We start from the raw sequence: 20,919 nt of genomic DNA, 5'->3' as shown, positions 1-20,919 counted from the left end.
CCGGAGAAACCCGACGCATGGATTCGTCAGCCAACTCTTTGATCAACCCCGACGCCCGCATGGGCCTCGCCGGCGCGCAGTCCGGCGCCGGTGCGGGCGGTTCGACCCCGGCCGGCGGCGCTGCCGACCTCGGCCTGGGGAACAGCCTGGGCGGCAACTTCGGTCAACGCCTGTCGGGCCTCGCGCAAATGCGCGGCAACCCGCGCGCCCCGCTCATCTTCGCGGTCGCGCTGCTGGTGGCGATCGTCGCGGGTCTGTTCCTGTGGTCGCGCGCGCCGGACTACAAGGTGCTCTACAGCAATCTGTCCGACCGCGACGGCGGCGCCATCATCACGGCGCTCCAGGCGGCCAACATTCCCTACAAGTTCTCCGACGCCGGTGGCGCAATCCTCGTGCCGGCCGATCAGGTGCATGAAATGCGTCTGCGTCTGGCTTCGCAAGGTTTGCCCAAGAGCGGTTCGGTCGGCTTCGAACTGATGGACAACCAGAAGTTCGGCATCAGCCAGTTCGCCGAGCAGATCAACTATCAGCGCGCGCTGGAAGGCGAACTCGAACGCACGATCGAGTCGATTTCCTCGGTGAAGTCGGCACGCGTGCATCTGGCGATTCCGAAGCCCTCCGTGTTCGTGCGCGACAAGGAAGCGCCGTCGGCGTCAGTGCTGGTCAATCTCTATCCGGGCCGTGCGCTCGACGAAGGCCAGGTGCTGGCGATCACGCACATGGTGTCGTCGGCGGTGCCGGACATGCCGGTCAAGGGCGTGACCATCCTCGACCAGGACGGCAACCTGCTCACGCAACCGTCCACCGGCAGCGGCCTCGACGCGTCGCAGCTGAAATACCGCCAGCAGATCGAGCGCAGCACCCAGCAACGGATCGACGCGATTCTCTCGCCGCTGTTCGGCTCGGGTAACGCGCATTCGCAGGTCAGCGCCGACATCGACTTCTCGCACAGCGAGCAGACCTCGGAAAACTACGGCCCGAACGGCAATCCGCAACAGGCCGCGATCCGCAGCCAGCAAACCAGCACCGCCACCGAAATGTCGCAGGCCGGTGCGTCGGGCGTGCCGGGCGCGTTGTCGAACCAGCCGCCGCAACCGGCGTCGGCGCCGATCAACGCACCGAATGGCGCGAGCGGCGTAACGACCACGCCGGTCAGCGATCACAAGGACGCGACTACCAACTACGAACTCGACAAGACGGTGCGCCACCTGGAACAGCCGATGGGCGGCATCAAGCGTCTCTCGGTTGCGGTGGTGGTCAACTACATGCGCGTGGTCGACGCCAAGGGTCACGCCACCATGCAGCCGGTCACGGCCGACAAGCTCGCGCAGGTCAACCAGCTGGTGAAGGACGCGATGGGCTTCGACCAGGCGCGCGGCGACTCGGTCAACGTGGTGAACAGCCCGTTCAACATGGACATCGACCCGAACGCCGACCTGCCGTGGTGGCGCACGCCGGACATGATCGCGCTCTACAAGCAGATCGCGACCTACCTCGGCATCGGTGCAGTCGCTCTGTTCCTGTACTTCGTGATGGTGAAGCCGGCGCTGCGCCGTGCGTTCCCGCCGCCGGCGCCGGCCGCCGTTGCCGCGCTGGCGTCGCCGGACGACGAACCGGTGCTGCTCGACGGCATCCCGGCCGCCGAACGCGAAGGCGCGGTCGTGCAGATCGAAACCGACAGCGAGATGCTGGCGCTGGAAAGCTCGAAACACAAATACGAACGGAACCTGGAATTCGCACGCAATATCGCGCGCCAGGATCCGAAGATTGTCGCAACCGTCGTGAAAAATTGGGTGTCCGATGAGCGCTGAAGGCGTAATGAAGAGCGCGCTCCTGCTGATGTCGATCGGCGAGGAAGAAGCCGCGCAGGTGTTCAAGTTCCTCGGACCGCGCGAGGTCCAGAAGATCGGTGTCGCGATGGCCGCGCTGAAAAGCGTGACCCGCGAGCAGGTCGACGAGGTGTTGCAGGAGTTCGTACGCGAGGCGGAGACGCACACCGGCATGTCGCTCGATTCCAACGAGTACATCCGTTCGGTGCTGACCAAGGCGCTCGGCGACGACAAGGCCGGCGCGATCATCGACCGGATTCTGCAGGGCAGCGATACCAGCGGTATCGAAGGCCTCAAGTGGATGGATTCCGCAGCGGTGGCCGAACTCATCAAGAACGAGCATCCGCAGATCATCGCGACCATCCTCGTTCACCTGGACCGCGATCAGGCGTCGGAAATCGTCGCCTGCTTCACGGACCGCCTGCGCAACGACGTGCTGCTGCGTATCGCCACGCTCGACGGTATCCAGCCGGCTGCGCTGCGCGAACTCGACGACGTGCTGACCGGCCTTCTCTCCGGCAGCGACAACCTCAAGCGCAGCCCGATGGGCGGCATTCGCACGGCGGCCGAAATTCTCAACTTCATGTCGAGCAATCATGAAGAAGGCGTCATCGAGAACGTTCGCCAGTACGACGCGGAACTCGCGCAGAAGATCATCGATCAGATGTTTGTGTTCGAGAACCTGCTCGACCTGGAAGACCGCGCGATCCAGTTGCTGCTGAAGGAAGTCGAGTCCGAGGCGCTGATCATCTCGCTGAAGGGCGCACCGCCCGCATTGCGCCAGAAGTTCCTGTCGAACATGTCGCAGCGTGCCGCCGAACTGCTCGCCGAAGACCTCGATGCGCGCGGCCCGGTCCGCGTCTCCGAAGTCGAGACGCAGCAACGCCGCATCCTGCAGATCGTGCGCAACCTGGCCGAAGGCGGCCAGATCGTACTAGGCGGCAAGGCGGAAGATGCATATGTCTGATCAGAACTCTCCGGCGAAGGCAAGCCTCTCGGCCTACCAGCGCTGGGAGATGGCGTCGTTCGATCCGGCGCCGCCCGCACCGCCCGAACCCGAAGTCGACGACGGCGCATTCGAGGCCGAACTCGAACGTCTGCGCGACGCGGCTCATGCCCAGGGCATTGCGTCCGGTCACGTCGCGGGTCAGGCGCTCGGCTATCAGGCCGGCTACGAGCAAGGTCACGCGCAAGGCTTCGAACAAGGCCAGAGCGAAGCGCGCGAAGAAGCCATGCGGCTCGCGGCGCTCGCCCACACCTTTAAAGACGCGCTCGACGGCGCCCAGGGCGCGATCTCCGAGACGCTAGTGGCGCTCGCTCTGGATATCGCGCAACAGGTGGTCCGCCAGCACGTGCAGCACGACCCGACCGCGCTGATCGCCGCCGCGCGCGAGGTGCTGGCCGCCGAACCGACGCTGGTCGGCGCGCCCGCCCTGATCGTCAGCCCGGCCGACCTGCCGGTGGTCGAAGCCTATCTGATGGAAGAGTTGCAAACGCGCGGCTGGACCGTGCGCACCGACCCGTCGGTCGAACGCGGCGGCTGCCGCGCTCAGGCCAATTCCGGTGAAGTGGACGCCGGCATCGACACGCGCTGGGAGCGCGTGGCTGCTGCACTCGGCAAGGTGAGCACATGGTAAAGCCGACACTCGAAGAGATTCGCGCAAGCGACCTGACGCCGCTCGAACGCGAGCTGGCGCTGGCCTCGTTCGGCGCCGAAGCGCTGGTGGAAGCGGAACCCGCAATGCCGCCCGCATTGCCGTCCGCTGCCGCGGCTGTGGCCGCCATCGACGCCGCCCTGCGCGATCAGGACGCCACGCCGGCGAACGAAACCGCCGCCTCGAAGCCGGCTCCGCCGGCTCCCGCCCCGTACGACCCCGCGCTCGACAGCAATCCGCACATGCAGGCATGGCGCGGCCGTCTCGACGCGCTGCGCGCGCGCAACGCCATCGCCAAGCCGATGCGCGCTTGTGGCCGCCTGACGCGCGCCGCCGGTCTGGTGCTCGAAGCCGTCGGCCTGCGTCTTTCGGTCGGCGCCGAGGTGATGATCGAACTGCCGGCCGGCAGTTCGCTGCCGATGGCCGAAGCCGAGGTGGTGGGCTTCTCCGGCGACAAACTGTTTCTGATGCCGACCACCGAAGTGATCGGCCTGCTGCCCGGCGCGCGCGTGTTTCCGCTCGAAAGCGCGCCGATCGCCGACCCCATGGCGGGCGCGAAGCGCCTGCCGGTCGGCTGGGAATTGCTCGGCCGCGTGCTCGACGCGTCCGGCCGTCCGCTCGACGGACTCGGCCCGCTCGGCGCGCACGCCGACGCCCCGCTCTCCGCGCCGGTCATCAATCCGCTGAATCGCGAGCCGATCCACAAGGTGCTCGACGTCGGCGTGCGCGCGATCAATGCGCTGCTGACCGTGGGACGCGGTCAGCGCATGGGCCTGTTCGCCGGTTCGGGTGTCGGTAAATCGGTGCTGCTCGGCACGATGGCGCGCTACACCAGCGCCGAAGTGATCGTGATCGGCCTGATCGGCGAACGCGGCCGCGAAGTGAAGGAATTCATCGAACAGATTCTCGGCGAGGAAGGTCTGGCGCGCTCCGTGGTGATCGCCGCGCCTGCCGACGTCTCGCCGCTGCTGCGGATGCAGGCCGCGTCGTATTCCACCTCGCTCGCCGAATATTTCCGCGACCAGGGCAAGCACGTGCTGCTGCTGATGGATTCGCTGACCCGCTACGCCATGGCGCAACGCGAAATCGCGCTGGCCGTGGGTGAGCCGCCCGCCACCAAGGGTTATCCGCCTTCGGTGTTCGCCAAGCTGCCGGCGCTCGTCGAGCGCACCGGCAACGGTCCGGCGGGCGGCGGTTCCATCACCGCGTTCTACACCGTACTGACCGAAGGCGACGACCAGCAGGACCCGATCGCCGACTCCGCGCGCGCGATTCTCGACGGCCACATCGTGCTGTCGCGTTCGCTCGCCGAGGCCGGCCACTACCCCGCCATCGACATCGAAGCGTCGATTAGCCGGGCAATGACCGCTTTGATCGACGAAAACCATCTGGATAAAACGCGTATGTTCAAGCAGATGCTGTCGCGCTATCAGCGCAACCGCGATCTGATCAACGTGGGCGCCTATTCCACCGGGCGCGACCAGCTGCTCGACCGCGCCATTGCGCTGTATCCGCGGATGGAAGCATTTTTGCAGCAAGGTTTCCGCGAATGCGCGAACTTTGAACCGAGTCTTCAAATGCTGGACGCCCTGTTCGCCCAAGGAGGCTGACGATGGCAAAACACTTTCCGATCAAGACACTCATCGGTCTGGCCAAAGACGATGTGGACGCCGCGGCTCAACGACTCGGCCGCGCGCAGCGCGAGCGCAGCGACGTGAAGGCGCAGCTCGACGCGCTGGTGCAGTATCGCGACGAGTACCACGCGCGCTTCACGGCGACCGCCCAGAGCGGCATGCCGGCCGGCAACATGCGCAATTTCCAGGCATTCATCGACACGCTGGACGCCGCCATCGAACAGCAACGCAAGCTGCTGGCGACGGCCGACGCGCGCGTCGAAGCCGCCAAACCCGACTGGCAGCGTCAGAAGCAGAAGCTCGGCTCGTACGAAGTGTTGCAGGCGCGCGGGGAAGCCGCCGAAGCAAAGACGGTGGCGCGCCGCGAACAGCGCGACGCCGACGAGCACGCCGCGCGGATTCTGCGGATGCGCGCGGAAGGCGTCTGACGCGCCTCGAACACTAGAACACCCCGTTTGACGGATTGACAGGATCACCTATGTCGCTTCTTTCACAGATCGGCTCGTTGCTCGGCACCGCCAGCAACTCGTCCACCAACGCGGCCATGGCTGCGGCGGCGAACGCCAAGCCGTTCTCGCAGACTCTCCAGCAGAGCATCGACCAGCAGAACAATGCCGCCGCGCAGAGCGCCAGCGCGTCCTCGCGGCCGCCGGTTCAGGTCGCGCCGAGCCCGTCGCCGGCGCCGTCGTCGCAGGCGAATACGTCGAGCGTTCACGATGCACCGCCGCCCGCCGATCCGTCGACGAAGAGCACGGACGCCGCGAGCAGCAGCAAGGACAACGGCAGCACGGCGAACGCTTCGTCGTCGAATTCGACTTCGGACGCGACCCAGCAAGCCGGCAACGATAAATCCACCGCCACGCCGCCGAAAAACAGCAGCGCGGCAAGCCAGGCGAACGCCGGCACGGCAGCGGCCGCCGCTGCGGCTCAGGCCCAAGCCCAGGCTCAGGCGCAAGCCGACGCGAACAGCGCCGCCACGCCCGACACCACCGATCTCCCGACGACGCTCGCCGACACCGCCGCCGGCCTGCCCGGCACGACGACCGACGGCACCACGGGCACGACGACCGGCAAGAAGACCGCCGCGACCGATCCGAAGTCGGTGCAGGACGCGTTACAGGCGGCATTGGCCGCACTCGCAGGCGGTCAGGGCGTCGCGCAGCAGCAGGCCATGGCGAGCGGCGCAGCGGCGAATAGTCTTGCAGGCAACGCCAACGCCGGTCTGAACGGCACGGTCGACGGCAAGAACGCCCAAGGCGGGCTGTTCGGCGACGGCAAGGGCGGCAACGCCACGAAAAGCGTTTTGACGGCTGCCGCGACCACCGTGGCCGATCCGTCGGCGACGGCCAAATCGGCGGCCGACGCGTTGGCGTCGAACGCGACGAGCGGCGCGCAGGCCGGCGATCTGGCGTCGTTCAAGAGCGCCACCGACGCCGCGACCGCAGCCCTCGCCGCCACGCAGGCGGCGGCAAGCGCCGCGAGCACGACCTCGGCGGTCCAGACGACCGGCAATGCCGGTGCCGCGGAAGCCGCGAACGCGTTGTCACCGCATGTCGGCACCGCCGACTGGGAAGACGCGCTGAGCCAGAAGGTCGTATTTCTGTCGAACGCCCATTCGCAGAGCGCCGAGCTGACCTTGAATCCGAAGGACCTCGGTCCGCTGCAGGTGGTGTTGCAGGTCGCCGATAACCACGCCCATGCGTTGTTCGTTTCCCAGCATCAGCAGGTGCGCGAGGCCGTCGAGGCGGCGTTGCCGAAGTTGCGCGAGGCGATGGAAGCGAACGGGATCGGGTTGGGCAGCGCCAGCGTGAGTGATGGATTTGCGCGTCAGAGTAGCGGGCAGCAGCAGGCTGGTGCCGGTGATGGACGCTCTGGGCGTGGGGCTTCGGGTGGGACGTTTGGTGATGGTGGTGTTGTGGCTGACGCTGCGGGTGTTGCTGGTGGTGGGGTTGGTGTTAGGCGGAGTGTGGGGTTGGTGGATACATTTGCTTGAGTTTTTGCCCTTTCGGGCGGGTGGTATTTTTGCCTGCGCGAGGCGGTCTTTCTTTGCGTTATTGGTTTATTAGTGTTGCCCCTGTGCGGGGCGGCACTTACTTTCTTTGTCCACCAAGCGGACTTCCTTCGGGGCGCCGCGGCAAAGAAAGCTAAGCAAAGAAAGCCGCTCACACCGCTAACCCTAAGCGGGCACCTCTCATAACCACGCGGAGTGGAGACCGATAGGGCCGACCGTGGATCGTCACCCGCAGTGGTACAGCAGTCATCCGTTCCGGCGACGCTGCGCGCGCCGGAGCGGTACTTCATTCAACCAATCACTTCGTTTTTTCGCTGTGCCAGCCGTCGGCTTTGCCTCGGCGAAAAGCTCAATGGAAACCTTCGGTTTCCCATGCAAACCGCTCGGCGCGCGGAGCGCCGCCGGAACTGATGACGGCCTTGTCACTCACGCGGAGTGCGCGACACGTCGGATGCTCCGGGGCCACTGCAGCCAAGAAGCGCCGCTGATAACGAATAGCATTAGCGGTGTGAGCGGCTTTCTTTGCTTACCTTTCTTTGCCGCAGCAAAGAAAGTAAGTGCCGCCCCGCACAGGGGCAACACTAATAAACCAAAAACATAAGAATGAGCGCTGCGCGCAGACAAACACCACCAGCCGCCGGCCAGCCAAAAAACCAATAACCAGAGATAGCCCTCAATAACCCTTCTTTTCGACCCATCGCGCGCCGCGCAAATCAACAACAATCACCATCACCAGCACTAACGGCAAGCAAAGCTAACCTCATGGCATCCACGACCGCAAACCAGCAAGTCGCGCCCGCTTCCCCGGGCCCCTTGAAGCGCATCATCCTGATCGCCCTCATCGCGATCATCGCCGCAGGCGCCGCCGGCGCGGGTGTGTGGTTCTTCATGTCCAAACGCGCGCCGGCCGCCGCCTCGGCTGAAGCAGCTCCGGCACCGGCGCCCGCGCCGCTGTTCTTCCCGCTCGAATCGATGACGGTGAACCTTCAGTCGGACGACGGTCAGCAGCACTTCCTGCGCATCGGCCTGACGCTCAAGCTGACGGACCCGAAAACCCAGCAGGAACTCACCGACCACATGCCGGAAGTGCGCAGCCGCATCCTGCTCGCGCTGTCGAATCACCACCCGGAAGAACTCGCGCCGCTCGATGGCAAACGCGCGCTCGCCACGGAACTGAAAACGCTGATCGAACAGCCGACCGACAAGGGCGCTGCGCCGATCCACGTTCAGGACGTGCTGTTCACCGAATTCGTCGTGCAGTGACGTCCGTCGGGACGTTATTCAGCGCCGCCATCATCAACCGTCACGGGACGCACGAGGAATAAGGAATGGGCCACGAAGAGTTCATGTCCCAGGAGGAGGTCGATGCCCTCCTCAAGGGCGTAACCGGCGAGTCCGACTCGGAAGCCGAGCAGACCGATCGTGTGGGTGTCCGCCCATACAACATCGCGACGCAGGAACGCATCGTACGCGGCCGGATGCCCGGCCTCGAAATCATCAACGACCGCTTCGCGCGCCTGCTGCGCGTGGGCATCTTCAACTTCATGCGGCGCTCGGCGGAAATCTCCGTCGGTCCGGTGAAGGTGCAGAAGTACAGCGAGTTCACCCGCAACCTGCCGATCCCGACCAACCTGAACCTGGTCCACGTGAAGCCGTTGCGCGGTACGTCGCTGTTCGTGTTCGACCCGAATCTGGTGTTTTTCGTGGTCGATAACCTGTTCGGCGGCGACGGGCGTTTCCATACCCGCGTCGAAGGCCGCGATTTCACGCAGACCGAACAACGCATCATCAACAAGTTGCTGAACCTGGTGTTCGACAACTACACGGCGTCGTGGAAAAGCGTGCGCCCGCTTTCGTTCGAATACGTGCGCTCGGAAATGCACACGCAGTTCGCCAACGTCGCGACGCCGAACGAAATCGTGATCGTCACGCAATTCTCGATCGAGTTCGGCACGACCGGCGGCACGCTGCATATCTGCATGCCGTATTCGATGATCGAACCGATTCGCGACATTCTCTCGTCGCCGATCCAGGGCGAGGCGCTCGAAGTCGACCGCCGCTGGATCCGCGTGCTGTCGCAGCAGGTGCAGGCAGCGGAAGTGGAACTGACGGCAGACCTCGCGCAGGTGCCGGTCACGTTCGAACAGATCCTGAACATGCGCAAGGGCGATGTTCTGCCGATCAACATCCCCGAACACATCACGGCGAAAGTCGACGGTGTGCCGGTGATGGAGTGCGGCTACGGAATTTTCAATGGTCAGTACGCGTTGCGGGTCCAGAAGATGATCAGCGCAGCCGACACGATGAAGGAAGGTGGATATGAGTGACCTGAACGCAAAGACTGAGGCCGAACTGGCCGCTGGCGAGCCGCAACTGGCCGCCGACGCAGCCAGCGCCGAAGACGAAGCGGCGATGGCCGACTGGGCGAGCGCGCTCGCCGAGCAGAACGACAACGCGGAAGTCAGCACGGCCACGGCCGGCGTATTCCAGCCGCTCTCGAAGGTCGAGCCGACCTCGACGCGCAACGACATCGACATGATTCTGGACATCCCCGTTCAGATGACCGTCGAACTCGGCCGCACCAAGATCGCGATCCGCAACCTGCTGCAACTCGCGCAGGGTTCGGTGGTGGAACTGGACGGCATGGCCGGCGAACCGATGGACGTGCTCGTCAACGGTTGCCTGATCGCGCAGGGTGAAGTGGTGGTGGTGAACGACAAGTTCGGGATTCGCCTGACCGACATCATCACGCCGTCCGAACGTATCCGGAAGCTGAATCGATGAAAGCAGTTGCCGTTCGCGCCATGGCGACGCTGACCAAGGTCGCGTCGGCTGTGCTGTGCGCCGCACCGATGGCGCAGGCAGCCGACATGAACGCGGTCAACAACGCCGCGAAAATCGCGTCGGGTGTGGGCGCAGGCTCGGCCGTCCCGGCGCTCGGCGTGGGCGCGGTGTTGCAAACCGTGGTCGGTCTGCTGGTGGTGATCGGTCTCGTGTTCGGTTGCGCATGGCTTGCGCGCCGCTTCGGCCTGCAACCGGCCAGTCGCGGCGGTCTCGTGAAAACGGTCGGCGGCGCTTCGCTCGGCGGCAAGGAGCGGGTCGCGGTCGTCGAGATCGGCGACACGTGGCTCGTGCTCGGCACGGCGCCCGGCAATGTCCGTCTGCTTCACACGATGCCGGCAGGCTCCGGCGCACTCGACCCCGTGACGGGCGCACAACCGTCCGCGCCGGGTGTGGCTGCGAGCGGCACGGCTTTGCCCGGTACGTTCGGTCAACGCTTTCGAGACGCCTTGAAAGGCGAAGTAGGCAAACGTTTCAACGGGCAAGGCGGCGGAGTTCGGTAATGCAGTCCAGTCTTCAATCGGCGCGCGAAGCGCACTCTGCGCACGTCCTCAGCGCCCCCTCCAGCATGATTTCACTGCTTTGCCGCGGCCTGCGTCGCGCTGCGCCGCTCGCCGTACCGGCGCTGATGCTCGCGCTGCCGACGCTGTCGTTCGCGCAAGCCGCCGGTCTGCCGGCCTTCAACACGAGCCCCGGCCCGAACGGCGGCACGACGTATTCGTTGAGCGTGCAGACAATGCTGCTGCTCACGATGCTGTCGTTCCTGCCGGCGATGGTGCTGATGATGACCAGCTTCACGCGCATCATCATCGTGTTGTCGCTGCTGCGTCAGGCGCTCGGCACGACCACCACGCCGCCGAACCAGGTGCTGGTCGGTCTCGCGCTATTCCTCACGCTGTTCGTGATGTCCCCGGTACTCGAAAAAGCCTACACCGACGGCTACAAGCCGTTCTCCGAAGGCTCGATGCCGATGGAAACTGCCGTGAACCGCGGCCTCGCGCCGTTCAAGACATTCATGCTGCGCCAGACCCGCGAAAGCGATCTCGCGCTGTTCGCCCGCATCTCGCACGCCGCGCCGATGCAAGGTCCGGAAGACGTGCCGCTCTCGCTGCTGGTGCCGTCTTTCGTGACGAGCGAACTCAAAACCGGCTTCCAGATCGGCTTCACGATTTTCATCCCGTTCCTCATCATCGACATGGTGGTGGCGAGCGTGCTGATGTCGATGGGCATGATGATGGTGTCGCCCGCCACGATCTCCCTGCCGTTCAAGCTGATGCTGTTCGTGCTGGTCGATGGCTGGCAATTGCTGCTCGGCTCGCTCGCGCAGAGCTTCGTCTAACTTTCGCTTCGGGTCACACGCCATGAATCAGGAATCCGTCATGACGCTCGCGCATCAGGCCATGTACGTCGGCCTGTTGCTCTCCGCACCGCTGTTGCTGGTCGCACTCGTCGTCGGTCTGGTGGTGAGTCTGTTTCAGGCGGCCACGCAGATCAACGAAAGCACGCTCTCGTTCATTCCGAAGCTGCTCGCCATTGCTGTCACCATGGTGATTGCCGGCCCGTGGATGTTGACGACCATGCTCGACTATCTGCGCCAGACGCTCACCAACATTCCCACGCTCGTCAACTGAGCGCCGCCGCCCGCTTTCGCCAGGTTTCCCCGCCGCCATGTTTTCCGTCACCTATGCGCAGTTGAACGCCTGGCTCACGGCGTTCCTGTGGCCGTTCGTGCGGATTCTCGCGTTGATCGCCACGGCACCCGTGCTCGGCAACCGTTCGCTGCCGATGCGCGTGAAGATCGGCCTCGGCGCGTTCATCACCATCATCGTCGCGCCGACGCTCGGCGCCCTGCCGCAAGTCACGGTGTTTTCTGCCGAGGGCGTGTGGATCATCGTCAATCAGTTTCTGATCGGCATTGCGCTCGGCCTCACCATGCAGATCGTGTTTCAGGCGATCAGCGCCACCGGCGATTTCGTCGGCCTCGGCATGGGTCTCGGATTCGCGACTTTTTTCGACGCCCAGGCGTCCAGTTCGAGCCAGGTGCTGTCGAGTTACATGAACACCATCGCGATGCTGGTGTTCCTCGTGATCGACGGCCATCTCCAGATGATCAGCGCGCTGCTGGCCACCTTCCAGTCGGTGCCGGTGTCGGCCAATATTCTCGGCGCGCCGGGCTGGCGCACGCTGGCGAACTTCGGCAGCACGGTTTTTTCGGCGGGTTTGCTGCTGTCTCTGCCGGTGGTCGCCGCCCTGCTCATCACCAACCTCGCGCTCGGCATTCTGAATCGCGCCGCACCGCAAATCGGCGTATTCCAGATCGGCTTTCCGCTCACCATGCTGATCGGCATGCTGCTTCTGCAACTCATGATCCCGAACATGATTCCGTTCTTCGTGCGGCTGTTCGACGTCGGTCTCGATCAGATGGGACGGGTTGCAGCAGGCTTCAAATAGCGTCACGCGCTTTTCACCGCACCAAACAGAAAGGGCGGAACCCGGTTTGCACCGGCTTCCGCCCTTCTTCATTCCGGCTGGTTCAGCCCGATCAGTTCAGGTACTGGAACAGCGAGATATTCTGGATCTTCGCGAACGCCTGTTGCGCAGCCTGCAGCGCGTTTTGCGTCAGCGTGTACTTGCCGATCGTCTTGACCATGTCGGTCTGCGTCAGATCCGAGAGGTTGCTCGTCGTCTGCAACGTGTTGGTGCCGGTGACCGTCTGAATGGCCTGCACTTCCTGCTCACGACCACCCACCGCTGCCTGCGCGGTGACGACATTGTTCATCGTGTTTTCGAGCTGCGCCATGCTGGTGGTCAACGCGCTCTGGAAGCTCGCCGTCGACGCACCGCCCGACACCGGCGTTTGCAGCGTCGTGATGAGCTGGCTCAGGTTGGCGAACACGTCCATGCTGCCTTGCGTCGCGGGCGTGACCGAGAAGCTGTCGCCAGCATTCGGCGCACCGGTGATCGTGACCGACTGGCCGCCGAGCGTGATCGCCGAACCGGCCGTGAACGCTTGCGGACCGCTGGTCGTGACCGTGCCGGTCGCCGGATCGGTCTGGCTCACGGTGTAGGTCGTCGCCGACGAGAAGTTGATCGAAAACTTGTCGGCGTTGGTCGGATCGGTCGGGTTGTTCAGGCTCACCGCGCCGACCACGCCCGTGCCGGTATTGCCGGTGGCTGCGGCCGGAACCGCGCTCGTGCCGATCGGCGCCACGCTGCCGAAGATCGAGATGCCGTTGTCGCCGGTCTGGACCGTGTGCGAATCGGTGATCTGCACGACCGGCGTGCCGGTGTCGCCAGAATACGCGACCACGCCGGCCGAATTCGTGCTGTACGGTTGCGCCGTGCTTTGATAGCCGGCGAACAGGTAGTTGCCCTGCGGGTCGGTCGAATTCGCGAGCGTCATCAACTGGCTGCGCAGACTCTGCAACTGCGTGGCGAGCGCGCCGCGGTCGCCGTCGTTCAGCGAGCCGTCGCCGGCGCGCAGCACCAGCGTGTGGATGCTTTGCAGCACGGTATTGACGCTGCCGAGCGTGGTGTCTTCCTGTTGCAGCGACGCGAGCGCCGTGCTCTGGTTGGTGGTGTATTGCGCGAGGCTGGTGGCCGTCGAGCTCAACTGCACCGCCTGCGCCGCGCCGAGCGGATTGTCCGACGGCGTGGAGAGGCTCACGCCGCTCGAAATCTCGGCATACAACTGCGACAACTGAGCTTGCTGATCGCTCATTGTCGACACGTTCATATTGAAGTACTGCGAACTGGAGATGCGCATCGTCAACGCCTCACTGGAAGATGCCGAGCAGCGTCTGGAACAGGGTTTGCGCGGTCTGGATGACCTTGCTGTTCGCCTGATACAGCTGCTGATACTGAAGCAGATTGGCTGCTTCTTCGTTAATGTTCACGCCGGAAACCGACTGCTGCGCGGTGGTGATCTGCGTCACCAGCGAAGCCTGTGCGGTGCTCGCGGTCTGGACCTGGTTGGTCTGGTTGCCCACCTGGTTGACGTAGTTCGCGTAAGCGCCCGTCAACGTGACCGTGCCGTTCGACATGGACTTCGCGGTCGAGAGGTTCGACAGGGCCAGCGCGTTGCGGCCGTCGTTGCTCGCGCCGGTGTTCGGGCCGATGGTGAACTTGTCGCCGGCAGCGGGCGCGCCGCTGATCGTGACCGACACCTTGTTCATCTGGCCGGCGGTGGTGTTGTTGATCGTCAGCGATGCACCCGTGGCCGACGAATACGGCACGACCGTGGTGGCGCTGGTGATCGAATACGTGGTGGCCGGCGAACCCGCCACCGTCACCGTCGAACCCACCGGGAAACCCGACAGACCGGTGCCGTCGTACGACAGCGTGGTGGTCGAACTCGGCATCGTGTAGCCGGCCGACACCGTACCCTGCGTGATCGTGCCGGTGCCGGTGTTGGTCGATGCCGCCGCGCCGAGCACGGGCGCCGCGGCCGCGATGGCCGACGCGTCGGTCGTCGCGGTGGCGAAGCTGTTCAGCGCGCCGCGCGTAGGCTCGACCGTGAACGAGTCGCCTGCGTTCATCGTGCCGGTAGCCGAGAAATTCAGGCCGTTGATCGGCTGGCTCAGATTGGTCGCCGAACCCACCACGCTGCCGGTCGAATTGTCGGTCAGCGTGTAGGTGGTGCCGTTGTAGGCCAGCGTGTAATCGCCGGTGGTCGGCTGCGTCGGGTCCGCGAACGAGACGTTCAGCGACGCATTGCCGGTGTTGCCGGAATTCGAGTAGACCGTCGGGCTGCCCACCGAAAACAGCGCGCCGCCCTTAGCGCCCGCGAGCGTAATACCGAGCGAGTTCTGCGCGTTGACCTGCGAAGCGAAGCTCACGGCGATCGCGCCGAGTTGTGCTTCGGCCGGGTCGAGCGTCTGGCTGCGGAACGAGAGCAGACCACCCAGGGTGCCGCCGTCGATCTTGCTGTCGGGCAGATTCTGCGGCGTGGCCGCCGGATTCGCTCCTGCCTGGCCGAGATACTGCACGGACAGTTCGCTGGTGTCGCCCGTCGAAGGCGCCGTACCCAGGTTGTAGCTGTTGGTGGTCGACACGAGCGGCTGACCGTTGCTCATGAACACGCTGTAGCTGCCGTTGCTGTTCACGACGTTCACGCCGATCAGTTGCGACAGATTCGACACGGCGAGGTCGCGCTGGTCCATCAGCTGGTTCGGCGGCTGACCTTGCGTGCTGGCCTGAGCGATCTGGCCGTTCAGTTGCGCAATCTGCTGCGTGTAGCTGTTGATCTGCGAAACGGTGTTGGTGAGTTGCGTGTTCACGCTCTGACGCAGCGCATCGTATTGCTGGCCGGCGGCGTTGATCTGGTTCGCGAGCGTCTGCGCGCCGCTCATCGCAGTCTGGCGGGTGGCCAGGCTGGAGGCGTTGTTCGAGACGTTCTGCAAACCGGTGAAGTAGCTGGTGACCGCGCTGGCAATGCCGGAGGTCGGGCTGCCGATCAGATTGTTCAGCTGCGAGATCAGCGAGTTGTACGTTGCCAGCGAGCTGCTCGAACTCTGCGCGTTGTTCAGCTCAGTGGTCAGATACTGGCTGTACTGGCGCGTCACCGTCGTGGTCGAGACGCCTTGCGGCAAGTAGCCGGAACCTGTGTACTGGCCACCGCTTTCCGCGTAGACCGGGGTTTCGATCGTATAACCCGGCGTCGACGCGTTGCTGATGTTCTGGCCGGTCGTCGTGAGTCCCCACTGGGCTGCGTTCAGTCCACTGAGGCCAAGATTAATGAGGTTGCTCGACATGCGTCATCCTGAAGGGCGACAGCGTACCCATGCCGCCGCGTTGCTTGAACATCTTGTTTAACGGCCTGGCAGGAGAAAAATTGAGGGCCGTTTCGATGCTTGATCGACGTTTGTTTCAACGTTTGCGAGGCTTGTGCTGCAAGGCTTCGGCCAGATTGACCGGCACCCGGAAAACAGGCGCCGCGCGGGTGTCGCCGCGACGCCGTTGAACCTGTCTTTCGTGTCAGCGCACGAGCGAGCGGCGCTTCATTTCGAGTTGCGTGATCAGCCGTTGCAGCGTGTTTTCCGCATTGCCCGGCAAGGTCAGGAAACGGAAGCCGAGCTGGAAGCGCTGCGTGCCGTTCGGCAACGCGGTGGAGCGATGCGACACGAGTTGCAGATCGAGCGACAGACGGCCGAGCGCGCCGAGCGTCAACTCGCAGTCCATCAGGCGCGTGCCCATCGGTAGTTCGGCCACGCGCATGTCGGCGGTACGCATGCCCACGCCGCCGAGCGACAGATCGTGCACTTCGAAGCGGAACGTGTCGCCTTCCGGCAGACGCCCGCTGCACATATACGGGTCGATGATCGGCGCGTCGACGCGGAAATACTCGCGGCGCTGCACGTAAAACAGCACGTCGGGAAAGTCGGCCTCGAACGCGGGCAGTCCTTCGAAACGGGTTTCGCGCGGCGTGGGAGTGGCGAATTCGACGCGTACGCCGTCCGGCGCGGCATGGAACTGGCAGCGCTTGGACTCCAGCAAACCTTTGTTCTGTTCGGAGAGCGCGCCCCAGTCGAAGGTGAAGGTGCGCTCGCGCACGTCCACGTCGAGCAGACGCGTGACCAGCTGACCATCGCTGTATTGAACGGTGAGGAAATCGCCTCGATTGACGAGGTTGCGCAACTGAACGCCGATTTCGAGCGGATTGCGACGACCAAAATCATGACCGCTTTCATCTGGCGCGGCGTGCAGGTGGCCGGGCGCTTCGGTCTGGCCGTTCGACTGGGTAGTATCCATGGGCTTGCCGGTATGCATGTTCTTGCGGGCGCGTGCCGCAGGCTCCTGCCGGGGCCTTCATGCGGTTTGCATCAAACCGTGGCACACGCGTTCAACCGGATGTACTGCGCGTTCCGGTATCGGGTCTAACTGTTTAGCGGCAGCATCCAGCCAAAATTTAGGGGCCTGGAATGAAATATTTCCCGCAAACGTTTAACTCCCGATAGATTCGACCTGCGTGGCATCCGTGACTCTCGCGGCTTGGCCGGTCGCCATCGGCGACCGGCCTCGTCCGTCTTGTTATGCACCTGGCCCCGTCGCGTGCATGCTTTTGCCGATCAAATCTGACTGCGTGAAACCGGTCCTGCTCGTGTCGTTGCGTCGGGCGGCGGCCTCGTTGGCGCCGGCCGGATCGACGGCAACTCAGCCCATCTTCTGCATGATCGACATCAACTTGCGCGCGTAGTGCGGATCGGTTGCATAGCCGGCGCGCTGCATGCCGGTGGCGAAGCCGTTCACGTCATGCGACGAGTTGATCACCTGCGCGTAACGCGGGTTGCCCTTGAGCAGACTCGCGTAGTCGGTCATCGCTTCCTGGTACGAATCGTAGGCGCGGAATTTTTCGACCACGCGCTGCGGCTTGCCGTTGATGTACTCGGTCGTGACCGTCGATACGGTCTTGCCGGTCCAGTCGCCGGTCGCCTTGATGCCGAACACGTTATGGCTGGTCGAGCCGTCGGCCTTCTTGATCTCGCTCTTGCCCCAGCCCGATTCGAGCGCGGCCTGACCGATGATGAAGCGCGCCGGAATGCCGGTGGCGGCGCTCGCGGCTTGCGCCGGCGCGGCCAGTTTGTCCACGAAAGCATCGACCTTCGGCGAGGTGCCGTCGCCCTTGAGCGGCGGAGTCAACGCGCTGTTGGCCGAGTAGCCCTTGCCCATCGCCAGCTGGCCGTTGGCCTGCGCGTTGCCGTATGCCTTGGCGAGCGCGTTGAGCGCCGCGGTCTGACCTTCGTCGCCGCCGCTGCTGCCGCCGCCGAGCGCGTTGGCCATGCCGGCCAGTCCGCCCGCCGCGCCAGCCGAGCCGCCGGCACCGACCTGCATGCCCTGGTTGCGCATCAACTGCTTGAGCATGGCGTCGGCCACGCCGATACCCTTCTGCGACATCTGCTGCGACAACTGCTGATCCATCATCGACGTGAAGGTCGCGCTGTCGTGCGAATCGAACGGGCTGTCCTGCGGCGTCGCATCGCGCATGCTCTTGAGCATCATCTGCGTGAACACGGCGTCGAACTGCTGCGCGGCCATTTTCATGCCGGCTTGCGGCGAGGCCTTGGCCTGCGCGCTCAGCTTGGCGAAGCCCTGCACGTCGAGCGCGAAGCGCTGGGTGAGGTCGTTTGCCGAGCTGGTGGAGTTGGTCGTATCCGAATTCATCTGCTGTCTTCCTTAGATGATTTCCAGGTCGGCGCGCAACGCGCCCGCCGCCTTCATGGCCTGCAGGATCGACATCAGATCCGCCGGCGTCGCACCGAGTGCGTTGAGCGCTTTCACCACTTCGGCGAGGTTCGCGCCGGCGCTCACGAGCTTGAGCGCGCCGTTGTCCTGCTTGAGCTGAATCTGCGACTGCTTGGCTGCTACCGTCTGACCGTTCGAGAACGCGCCCGGCTGGCTGACCACCGGCTGCGTGTTGATCACCACGGAGAGATTGCCGTGCGCGACCGCGCAGTTCTGCAGCGTGACCATCTGGTTCATCACGATCGAACCGGTGCGTGCGTTGAGAATCACCTTCGCGGCGGCCTGGGCCGGCTTCACGTCGAGGTTCTGCAACTGCGCCATGAAGGCGACCTGCTGTTCCGGATCGGTCGGTGCGCGCAACTGGATCGTGCGGCCGTCGAGCGCCGTGGCCGTGCCGCCGCCGAATGCATTGTTGACCGCTGCGACGACACGCTGCGTGGTGTCGTAGTCCATGTCGTTCAGATCGAGCTGCATGGTGCCCGCCTGCGAGACGGACGTGGGCACCGCGCGCTCGACGATCGCGCCGCCGGCAATGCGGCCCGCGGCCAGCGTGTTCACCTGCACCTTGCTGCCGTTGGCGCTGGCACCCGCACCGCCGACCGCGAGGTTGCCCTGACCCAGCGCATACACCTGGCCGTCCGCGCCCTTGAGCGGCGTCAGCAGCAAGGTGCCGCCACGCAGGCTCTTGGCGTTACCGAGCGACGACACCGTCACGTCGATCGCTTCGCCGGGACGCGCGAACGGCGGCAGCACCGCCGTCACCATCACCGCGGCGACGTTTTTCAGCTGGATGTTCGACAGCGACGATTGCGAATTGCTCGAACCGGCCGCCTGGTTGTTGATCGAGATGCCGAGGTTCGCCAGCATGTTGGCGAGCGTCTGCGTGGTGAACGGCGTCTGCGTGGTCTGGTCGCCGGTGCCGTCGAGACCCACGACGAGGCCATAGCCGATCAGCGGGTTGTCGCGCACGCCCTGAATCTGCACGAGGTCCTTGAGACGCTCGGCGCGTGCGGGCGTTGCCGCCGGCAAGGCCGCGCAGGCGAGCGCCACGAAAGCGAGCAGCTTGCCGAAGCGGGCGAAGCGGGACCGGGAAAAGACTGTACGCATGATCACCACGGCGACACGTTGAGGAAGAAGCGCTGGAGGAAGCCCATGTTCTCGGCCTCGTCCATGTACCCCTTCGCGGAATATTCGATTTTCGCGTCGGCCACCTGGGTGGAATACACCGCGTTCAGATTCGAAATCGTATTCGGATTGACGACGCCGGAGAAACGCACGAACTCGTTACCCTGGTTGATCAGCATCTGCTTTTCGCCGCTGACCATCAGGTTGCCGTTCGGCAGCACGCCCGTCACCGTGACGGTAATCACGCCGCTGAACGTGTTCGATGCATTGGCGCCGCCCGTCGCCGCGAACTTGTTGGCGCCGTTCGCGCTCAGGTTCGTCTTGCCGAACAGGCCGCCGAGGAAGCCGGCGGTCGGTACGTCGAAGCTCGTCGTGCCGCTGCGGTTCACGCCCGCGCCCGACGACTTCGTGGCGTTGACGTTTTCCTGAATCACGATCGTCAGGATGTCGCCCACGTTGCGCGGCCGCTGGTCTTCGAACAGCGGACGGCCCGCGTAGCCCGGGTTGTAGATCGAGCCCGGCGCCTGCATCGACGGCGGCAGCGGCGGCAACGCCGTCATCGGCTGCTGCGTGATCGGTTGCTTCGGCACGAGGCCGCAGCCACCCAGCGCGGCGAGCAGCGTGAGCTGCACGAGCGCCTGAGCGGTGCGCGAATGAACCGGATTACGAGTGAAGTGCGACATCTTGATTGACACCTGTTAAATCTCAGAACCTTAAACCTGCATCTGGCTCAGGGTCTGCAACATCTGGTCGGAGGTCGTCACGGCCTTGCTGTTGATTTCGTAAGCGCGCTGCGTCTGGATCATGTTCACCAGTTCCTGCACCACGTTCACGTTCGATGCTTCCACGTAGCCCTGATTCAGCGTGCCGGCGCCGTTCAGGCCCGGTTGCGCGACGTTCGGTGCGCCCGACGAAGCGGTTTCCGCGAACAGGTTTTCACCCTTGGCGTCGAGACCGGCCGGGTTGATGAAGGTCGCGATCTGCATCGAGCCGAGCTGCTGGCTGTTGGTCGAGCCCGCCACGGTGATCGACACCACGCCGTCGCTGCCGATGGTCAGCGAGGTAGCGTTGTTCGGGATCGTGATGGCCGGGATCACCTGGTAGCCGCTCGACGTGACGAGCTGACCCTGCGCGTTGGTCTGGAACGAACCGTCGCGGGTATAGGCCGTCGTGCCGTCGGGCATCTGCACCTGGAAAAAGCCTTGACCGTTGATGGCGACGTCTTTCGAGTTGCCGGTCTGTTGCAGGTTGCCCTGCGTGTACAGACGCTCGGTCGCGACCTGCTGAACACCCGTGCCGAGCTGGATGCCGGACGGCAATTCGGTGTTCTGCGTCGAGTTCGCACCCGGTTGGCGGACGGTCTGATACAGCAGGTCTTCGAACACCGCGCGCGAGCCCTTGAAGCCGTTGGTGCTGACGTTCGCGAGGTTGTTCGAGATCACGTCCATCTGCGCCTGTTGCGCATTCATGCCGGTGGCAGCGATGTAAAGTGAGCGATTCATGTGTGTTCCTTTGTCGACCCGAGCGGTTGCATCTGCATCCGCTCGGGTGTCATGCAACAGAGTTGCAAATCCTGGGCGCCG

Annotated in this window: 20 protein-coding genes; 13 read left to right on the top strand and 7 right to left on the bottom strand. The window is 64.4% G+C overall.

Annotation, left to right across the window (positions count from 1 at the left end; translation table 11 throughout):
- The first annotated feature begins 17 nt into the window (after nucleotides 1-17).
- The 13 genes from fliF to fliR all read left to right on the top strand — a co-directional run bounded on the left by fliF (nucleotide 18) and on the right by fliR (nucleotide 12,421).
- Nucleotides 18-1,811 carry a flagellar basal-body MS-ring/collar protein FliF gene (fliF, locus tag P3T18_RS11290; RefSeq protein WP_429299974.1) on the top strand — a complete coding sequence of 598 codons (1,794 nt, stop codon included), beginning with the start codon at nucleotides 18-20 and terminating at the stop codon, nucleotides 1,809-1,811.
- Nucleotides 1,801-2,796 (top strand): flagellar motor switch protein FliG, encoded by a 996-nt coding sequence (gene fliG, locus P3T18_RS11285; RefSeq protein WP_429299973.1) that lies wholly within the window; start codon nucleotides 1,801-1,803, stop codon nucleotides 2,794-2,796. Before fliF ends, fliG begins: the two co-directional genes overlap by 11 nt.
- Nucleotides 2,783-3,466, top strand: coding sequence for a flagellar assembly protein FliH (gene fliH, locus P3T18_RS11280; RefSeq protein WP_429299972.1), 684 nt, complete (start codon nucleotides 2,783-2,785; stop codon nucleotides 3,464-3,466). Before fliG ends, fliH begins: the two co-directional genes overlap by 14 nt.
- The gene (gene fliI, locus P3T18_RS11275; RefSeq protein WP_429299971.1) at nucleotides 3,460-5,094 is read left to right on the top strand and encodes a flagellar protein export ATPase FliI; all 1,635 of its coding nucleotides are present in this window, start codon (nucleotides 3,460-3,462) and stop codon (nucleotides 5,092-5,094) included. The genes fliH and fliI overlap by 7 nt, the downstream gene beginning before the upstream one ends.
- Before the next feature lie 2 nt (nucleotides 5,095-5,096).
- Nucleotides 5,097-5,546 (top strand): flagellar export protein FliJ, encoded by a 450-nt coding sequence (gene fliJ, locus P3T18_RS11270; RefSeq protein WP_429299970.1) that lies wholly within the window; start codon nucleotides 5,097-5,099, stop codon nucleotides 5,544-5,546.
- A gap of 50 nt (nucleotides 5,547-5,596) precedes the next feature.
- Entirely contained in the window at nucleotides 5,597-7,111 is a 1,515-nt protein-coding gene (locus P3T18_RS11265; RefSeq protein ID WP_429299969.1) for a flagellar hook-length control protein FliK, read from the top strand.
- Between the two features lie 780 nt (nucleotides 7,112-7,891).
- Nucleotides 7,892-8,392 (top strand): flagellar basal body-associated protein FliL, encoded by a 501-nt coding sequence (fliL, locus tag P3T18_RS11260; protein WP_429299968.1) that lies wholly within the window; start codon nucleotides 7,892-7,894, stop codon nucleotides 8,390-8,392.
- A gap of 65 nt (nucleotides 8,393-8,457) precedes the next feature.
- Nucleotides 8,458-9,456, top strand: a complete 999-nt coding sequence (gene fliM / locus P3T18_RS11255; protein WP_429299967.1) for a flagellar motor switch protein FliM — start codon at nucleotides 8,458-8,460, stop codon at nucleotides 9,454-9,456.
- Nucleotides 9,449-9,913 carry a flagellar motor switch protein FliN gene (gene fliN, locus P3T18_RS11250; protein ID WP_429299966.1) on the top strand — a complete coding sequence of 155 codons (465 nt, stop codon included), beginning with the start codon at nucleotides 9,449-9,451 and terminating at the stop codon, nucleotides 9,911-9,913. The genes fliM and fliN overlap by 8 nt, the downstream gene beginning before the upstream one ends.
- Nucleotides 9,910-10,473 carry a flagellar biosynthetic protein FliO gene (gene fliO, locus P3T18_RS11245; protein ID WP_429299965.1) on the top strand — a complete coding sequence of 188 codons (564 nt, stop codon included), beginning with the start codon at nucleotides 9,910-9,912 and terminating at the stop codon, nucleotides 10,471-10,473. The genes fliN and fliO overlap by 4 nt, the downstream gene beginning before the upstream one ends.
- Before the next feature lie 65 nt (nucleotides 10,474-10,538).
- The gene (gene fliP / locus P3T18_RS11240) at nucleotides 10,539-11,309 is read left to right on the top strand and encodes a flagellar type III secretion system pore protein FliP (RefSeq protein ID WP_429299964.1); all 771 of its coding nucleotides are present in this window, start codon (nucleotides 10,539-10,541) and stop codon (nucleotides 11,307-11,309) included.
- Nucleotides 11,310-11,331: 22 nt separating this feature from the next.
- Nucleotides 11,332-11,601, top strand: coding sequence for a flagellar biosynthesis protein FliQ (gene fliQ, locus P3T18_RS11235; RefSeq protein WP_429299963.1), 270 nt, complete (start codon nucleotides 11,332-11,334; stop codon nucleotides 11,599-11,601).
- A 37-nt stretch (nucleotides 11,602-11,638) separates the two neighbouring features.
- Nucleotides 11,639-12,421 (top strand): flagellar biosynthetic protein FliR, encoded by a 783-nt coding sequence (fliR, locus tag P3T18_RS11230; protein WP_429299962.1) that lies wholly within the window; start codon nucleotides 11,639-11,641, stop codon nucleotides 12,419-12,421.
- A gap of 91 nt (nucleotides 12,422-12,512) precedes the next feature.
- On the opposite strand, the gene flgL is transcribed toward fliR, so the two are convergent.
- The 7 genes from flgL to flgG form a co-directional block, all read right to left on the bottom strand.
- Nucleotides 12,513-13,736, bottom strand: coding sequence for a flagellar hook-associated protein FlgL (gene flgL, locus P3T18_RS11225; protein ID WP_429299961.1), 1,224 nt, complete (start codon nucleotides 13,734-13,736; stop codon nucleotides 12,513-12,515).
- 10 nt (nucleotides 13,737-13,746) lie between these two features.
- Nucleotides 13,747-15,723 (bottom strand): flagellar hook-associated protein FlgK, encoded by a 1,977-nt coding sequence (flgK, locus tag P3T18_RS11220; protein ID WP_429299960.1) that lies wholly within the window; start codon nucleotides 15,721-15,723, stop codon nucleotides 13,747-13,749.
- A 223-nt stretch (nucleotides 15,724-15,946) separates the two neighbouring features.
- On the bottom strand, nucleotides 15,947-16,720 hold the full coding sequence (locus tag P3T18_RS11215; protein ID WP_429299959.1) for a flagellar brake protein: 774 nt from the start codon (nucleotides 16,718-16,720) through the stop codon (nucleotides 15,947-15,949).
- Between the two features lie 402 nt (nucleotides 16,721-17,122).
- Entirely contained in the window at nucleotides 17,123-18,130 is a 1,008-nt protein-coding gene (gene flgJ / locus P3T18_RS11210; protein WP_429299958.1) for a flagellar assembly peptidoglycan hydrolase FlgJ, read from the bottom strand.
- Between the two features lie 12 nt (nucleotides 18,131-18,142).
- Nucleotides 18,143-19,318 (bottom strand): flagellar basal body P-ring protein FlgI, encoded by a 1,176-nt coding sequence (locus P3T18_RS11205; RefSeq protein WP_429299957.1) that lies wholly within the window; start codon nucleotides 19,316-19,318, stop codon nucleotides 18,143-18,145.
- Between the two features lie 2 nt (nucleotides 19,319-19,320).
- On the bottom strand, nucleotides 19,321-20,019 hold the full coding sequence (flgH, locus tag P3T18_RS11200) for a flagellar basal body L-ring protein FlgH (protein ID WP_429299956.1): 699 nt from the start codon (nucleotides 20,017-20,019) through the stop codon (nucleotides 19,321-19,323).
- 30 nt (nucleotides 20,020-20,049) lie between these two features.
- On the bottom strand, nucleotides 20,050-20,838 hold the full coding sequence (flgG, locus tag P3T18_RS11195) for a flagellar basal-body rod protein FlgG (protein WP_012434703.1): 789 nt from the start codon (nucleotides 20,836-20,838) through the stop codon (nucleotides 20,050-20,052).
- Between the last annotated feature and the right edge of the window lie 81 nt (nucleotides 20,839-20,919).

The sequence above is a fragment of the Paraburkholderia sp. GAS199 genome (genome assembly GCF_050436585.1).
In the GTDB taxonomy this organism is placed as follows: domain Bacteria; phylum Pseudomonadota; class Gammaproteobacteria; order Burkholderiales; family Burkholderiaceae; genus Paraburkholderia.
This window is presented reverse-complemented; position numbering and strand designations above follow the sequence as displayed.

What these genes read in the sequence shown, in the direction of transcription:
- fliF (WP_429299974.1), top strand. Translation starts at nt 18, where the DNA reads ATGGATTCGTCAGCCAACTCTTTGATCAACCCCGACGCCCGCATGGGC.
- fliG (WP_429299973.1), top strand. Translation starts at nt 1,801, where the DNA reads ATGAGCGCTGAAGGCGTAATGAAGAGCGCGCTCCTGCTGATGTCGATC.
- fliH (WP_429299972.1), top strand. Translation starts at nt 2,783, where the DNA reads ATGCATATGTCTGATCAGAACTCTCCGGCGAAGGCAAGCCTCTCGGCC.
- fliI (WP_429299971.1), top strand. Translation starts at nt 3,460, where the DNA reads ATGGTAAAGCCGACACTCGAAGAGATTCGCGCAAGCGACCTGACGCCG.
- fliJ (WP_429299970.1), top strand. Translation starts at nt 5,097, where the DNA reads ATGGCAAAACACTTTCCGATCAAGACACTCATCGGTCTGGCCAAAGAC.
- P3T18_RS11265 (WP_429299969.1), top strand. Translation starts at nt 5,597, where the DNA reads ATGTCGCTTCTTTCACAGATCGGCTCGTTGCTCGGCACCGCCAGCAAC.
- fliL (WP_429299968.1), top strand. Translation starts at nt 7,892, where the DNA reads ATGGCATCCACGACCGCAAACCAGCAAGTCGCGCCCGCTTCCCCGGGC.
- fliM (WP_429299967.1), top strand. Translation starts at nt 8,458, where the DNA reads ATGGGCCACGAAGAGTTCATGTCCCAGGAGGAGGTCGATGCCCTCCTC.
- fliN (WP_429299966.1), top strand. Translation starts at nt 9,449, where the DNA reads ATGAGTGACCTGAACGCAAAGACTGAGGCCGAACTGGCCGCTGGCGAG.
- fliO (WP_429299965.1), top strand. Translation starts at nt 9,910, where the DNA reads ATGAAAGCAGTTGCCGTTCGCGCCATGGCGACGCTGACCAAGGTCGCG.
- fliP (WP_429299964.1), top strand. Translation starts at nt 10,539, where the DNA reads ATGATTTCACTGCTTTGCCGCGGCCTGCGTCGCGCTGCGCCGCTCGCC.
- fliQ (WP_429299963.1), top strand. Translation starts at nt 11,332, where the DNA reads ATGAATCAGGAATCCGTCATGACGCTCGCGCATCAGGCCATGTACGTC.
- fliR (WP_429299962.1), top strand. Translation starts at nt 11,639, where the DNA reads ATGTTTTCCGTCACCTATGCGCAGTTGAACGCCTGGCTCACGGCGTTC.
- flgL (WP_429299961.1), bottom strand. Translation starts at nt 13,736, where the DNA reads ATGCGCATCTCCAGTTCGCAGTACTTCAATATGAACGTGTCGACAATG.
- flgK (WP_429299960.1), bottom strand. Translation starts at nt 15,723, where the DNA reads ATGTCGAGCAACCTCATTAATCTTGGCCTCAGTGGACTGAACGCAGCC.
- P3T18_RS11215 (WP_429299959.1), bottom strand. Translation starts at nt 16,720, where the DNA reads ATGGATACTACCCAGTCGAACGGCCAGACCGAAGCGCCCGGCCACCTG.
- flgJ (WP_429299958.1), bottom strand. Translation starts at nt 18,130, where the DNA reads ATGAATTCGGATACGACCAACTCCACCAGCTCGGCAAACGACCTCACC.
- P3T18_RS11205 (WP_429299957.1), bottom strand. Translation starts at nt 19,318, where the DNA reads ATGCGTACAGTCTTTTCCCGGTCCCGCTTCGCCCGCTTCGGCAAGCTG.
- flgH (WP_429299956.1), bottom strand. Translation starts at nt 20,019, where the DNA reads ATGTCGCACTTCACTCGTAATCCGGTTCATTCGCGCACCGCTCAGGCG.
- flgG (WP_012434703.1), bottom strand. Translation starts at nt 20,838, where the DNA reads ATGAATCGCTCACTTTACATCGCTGCCACCGGCATGAATGCGCAACAG.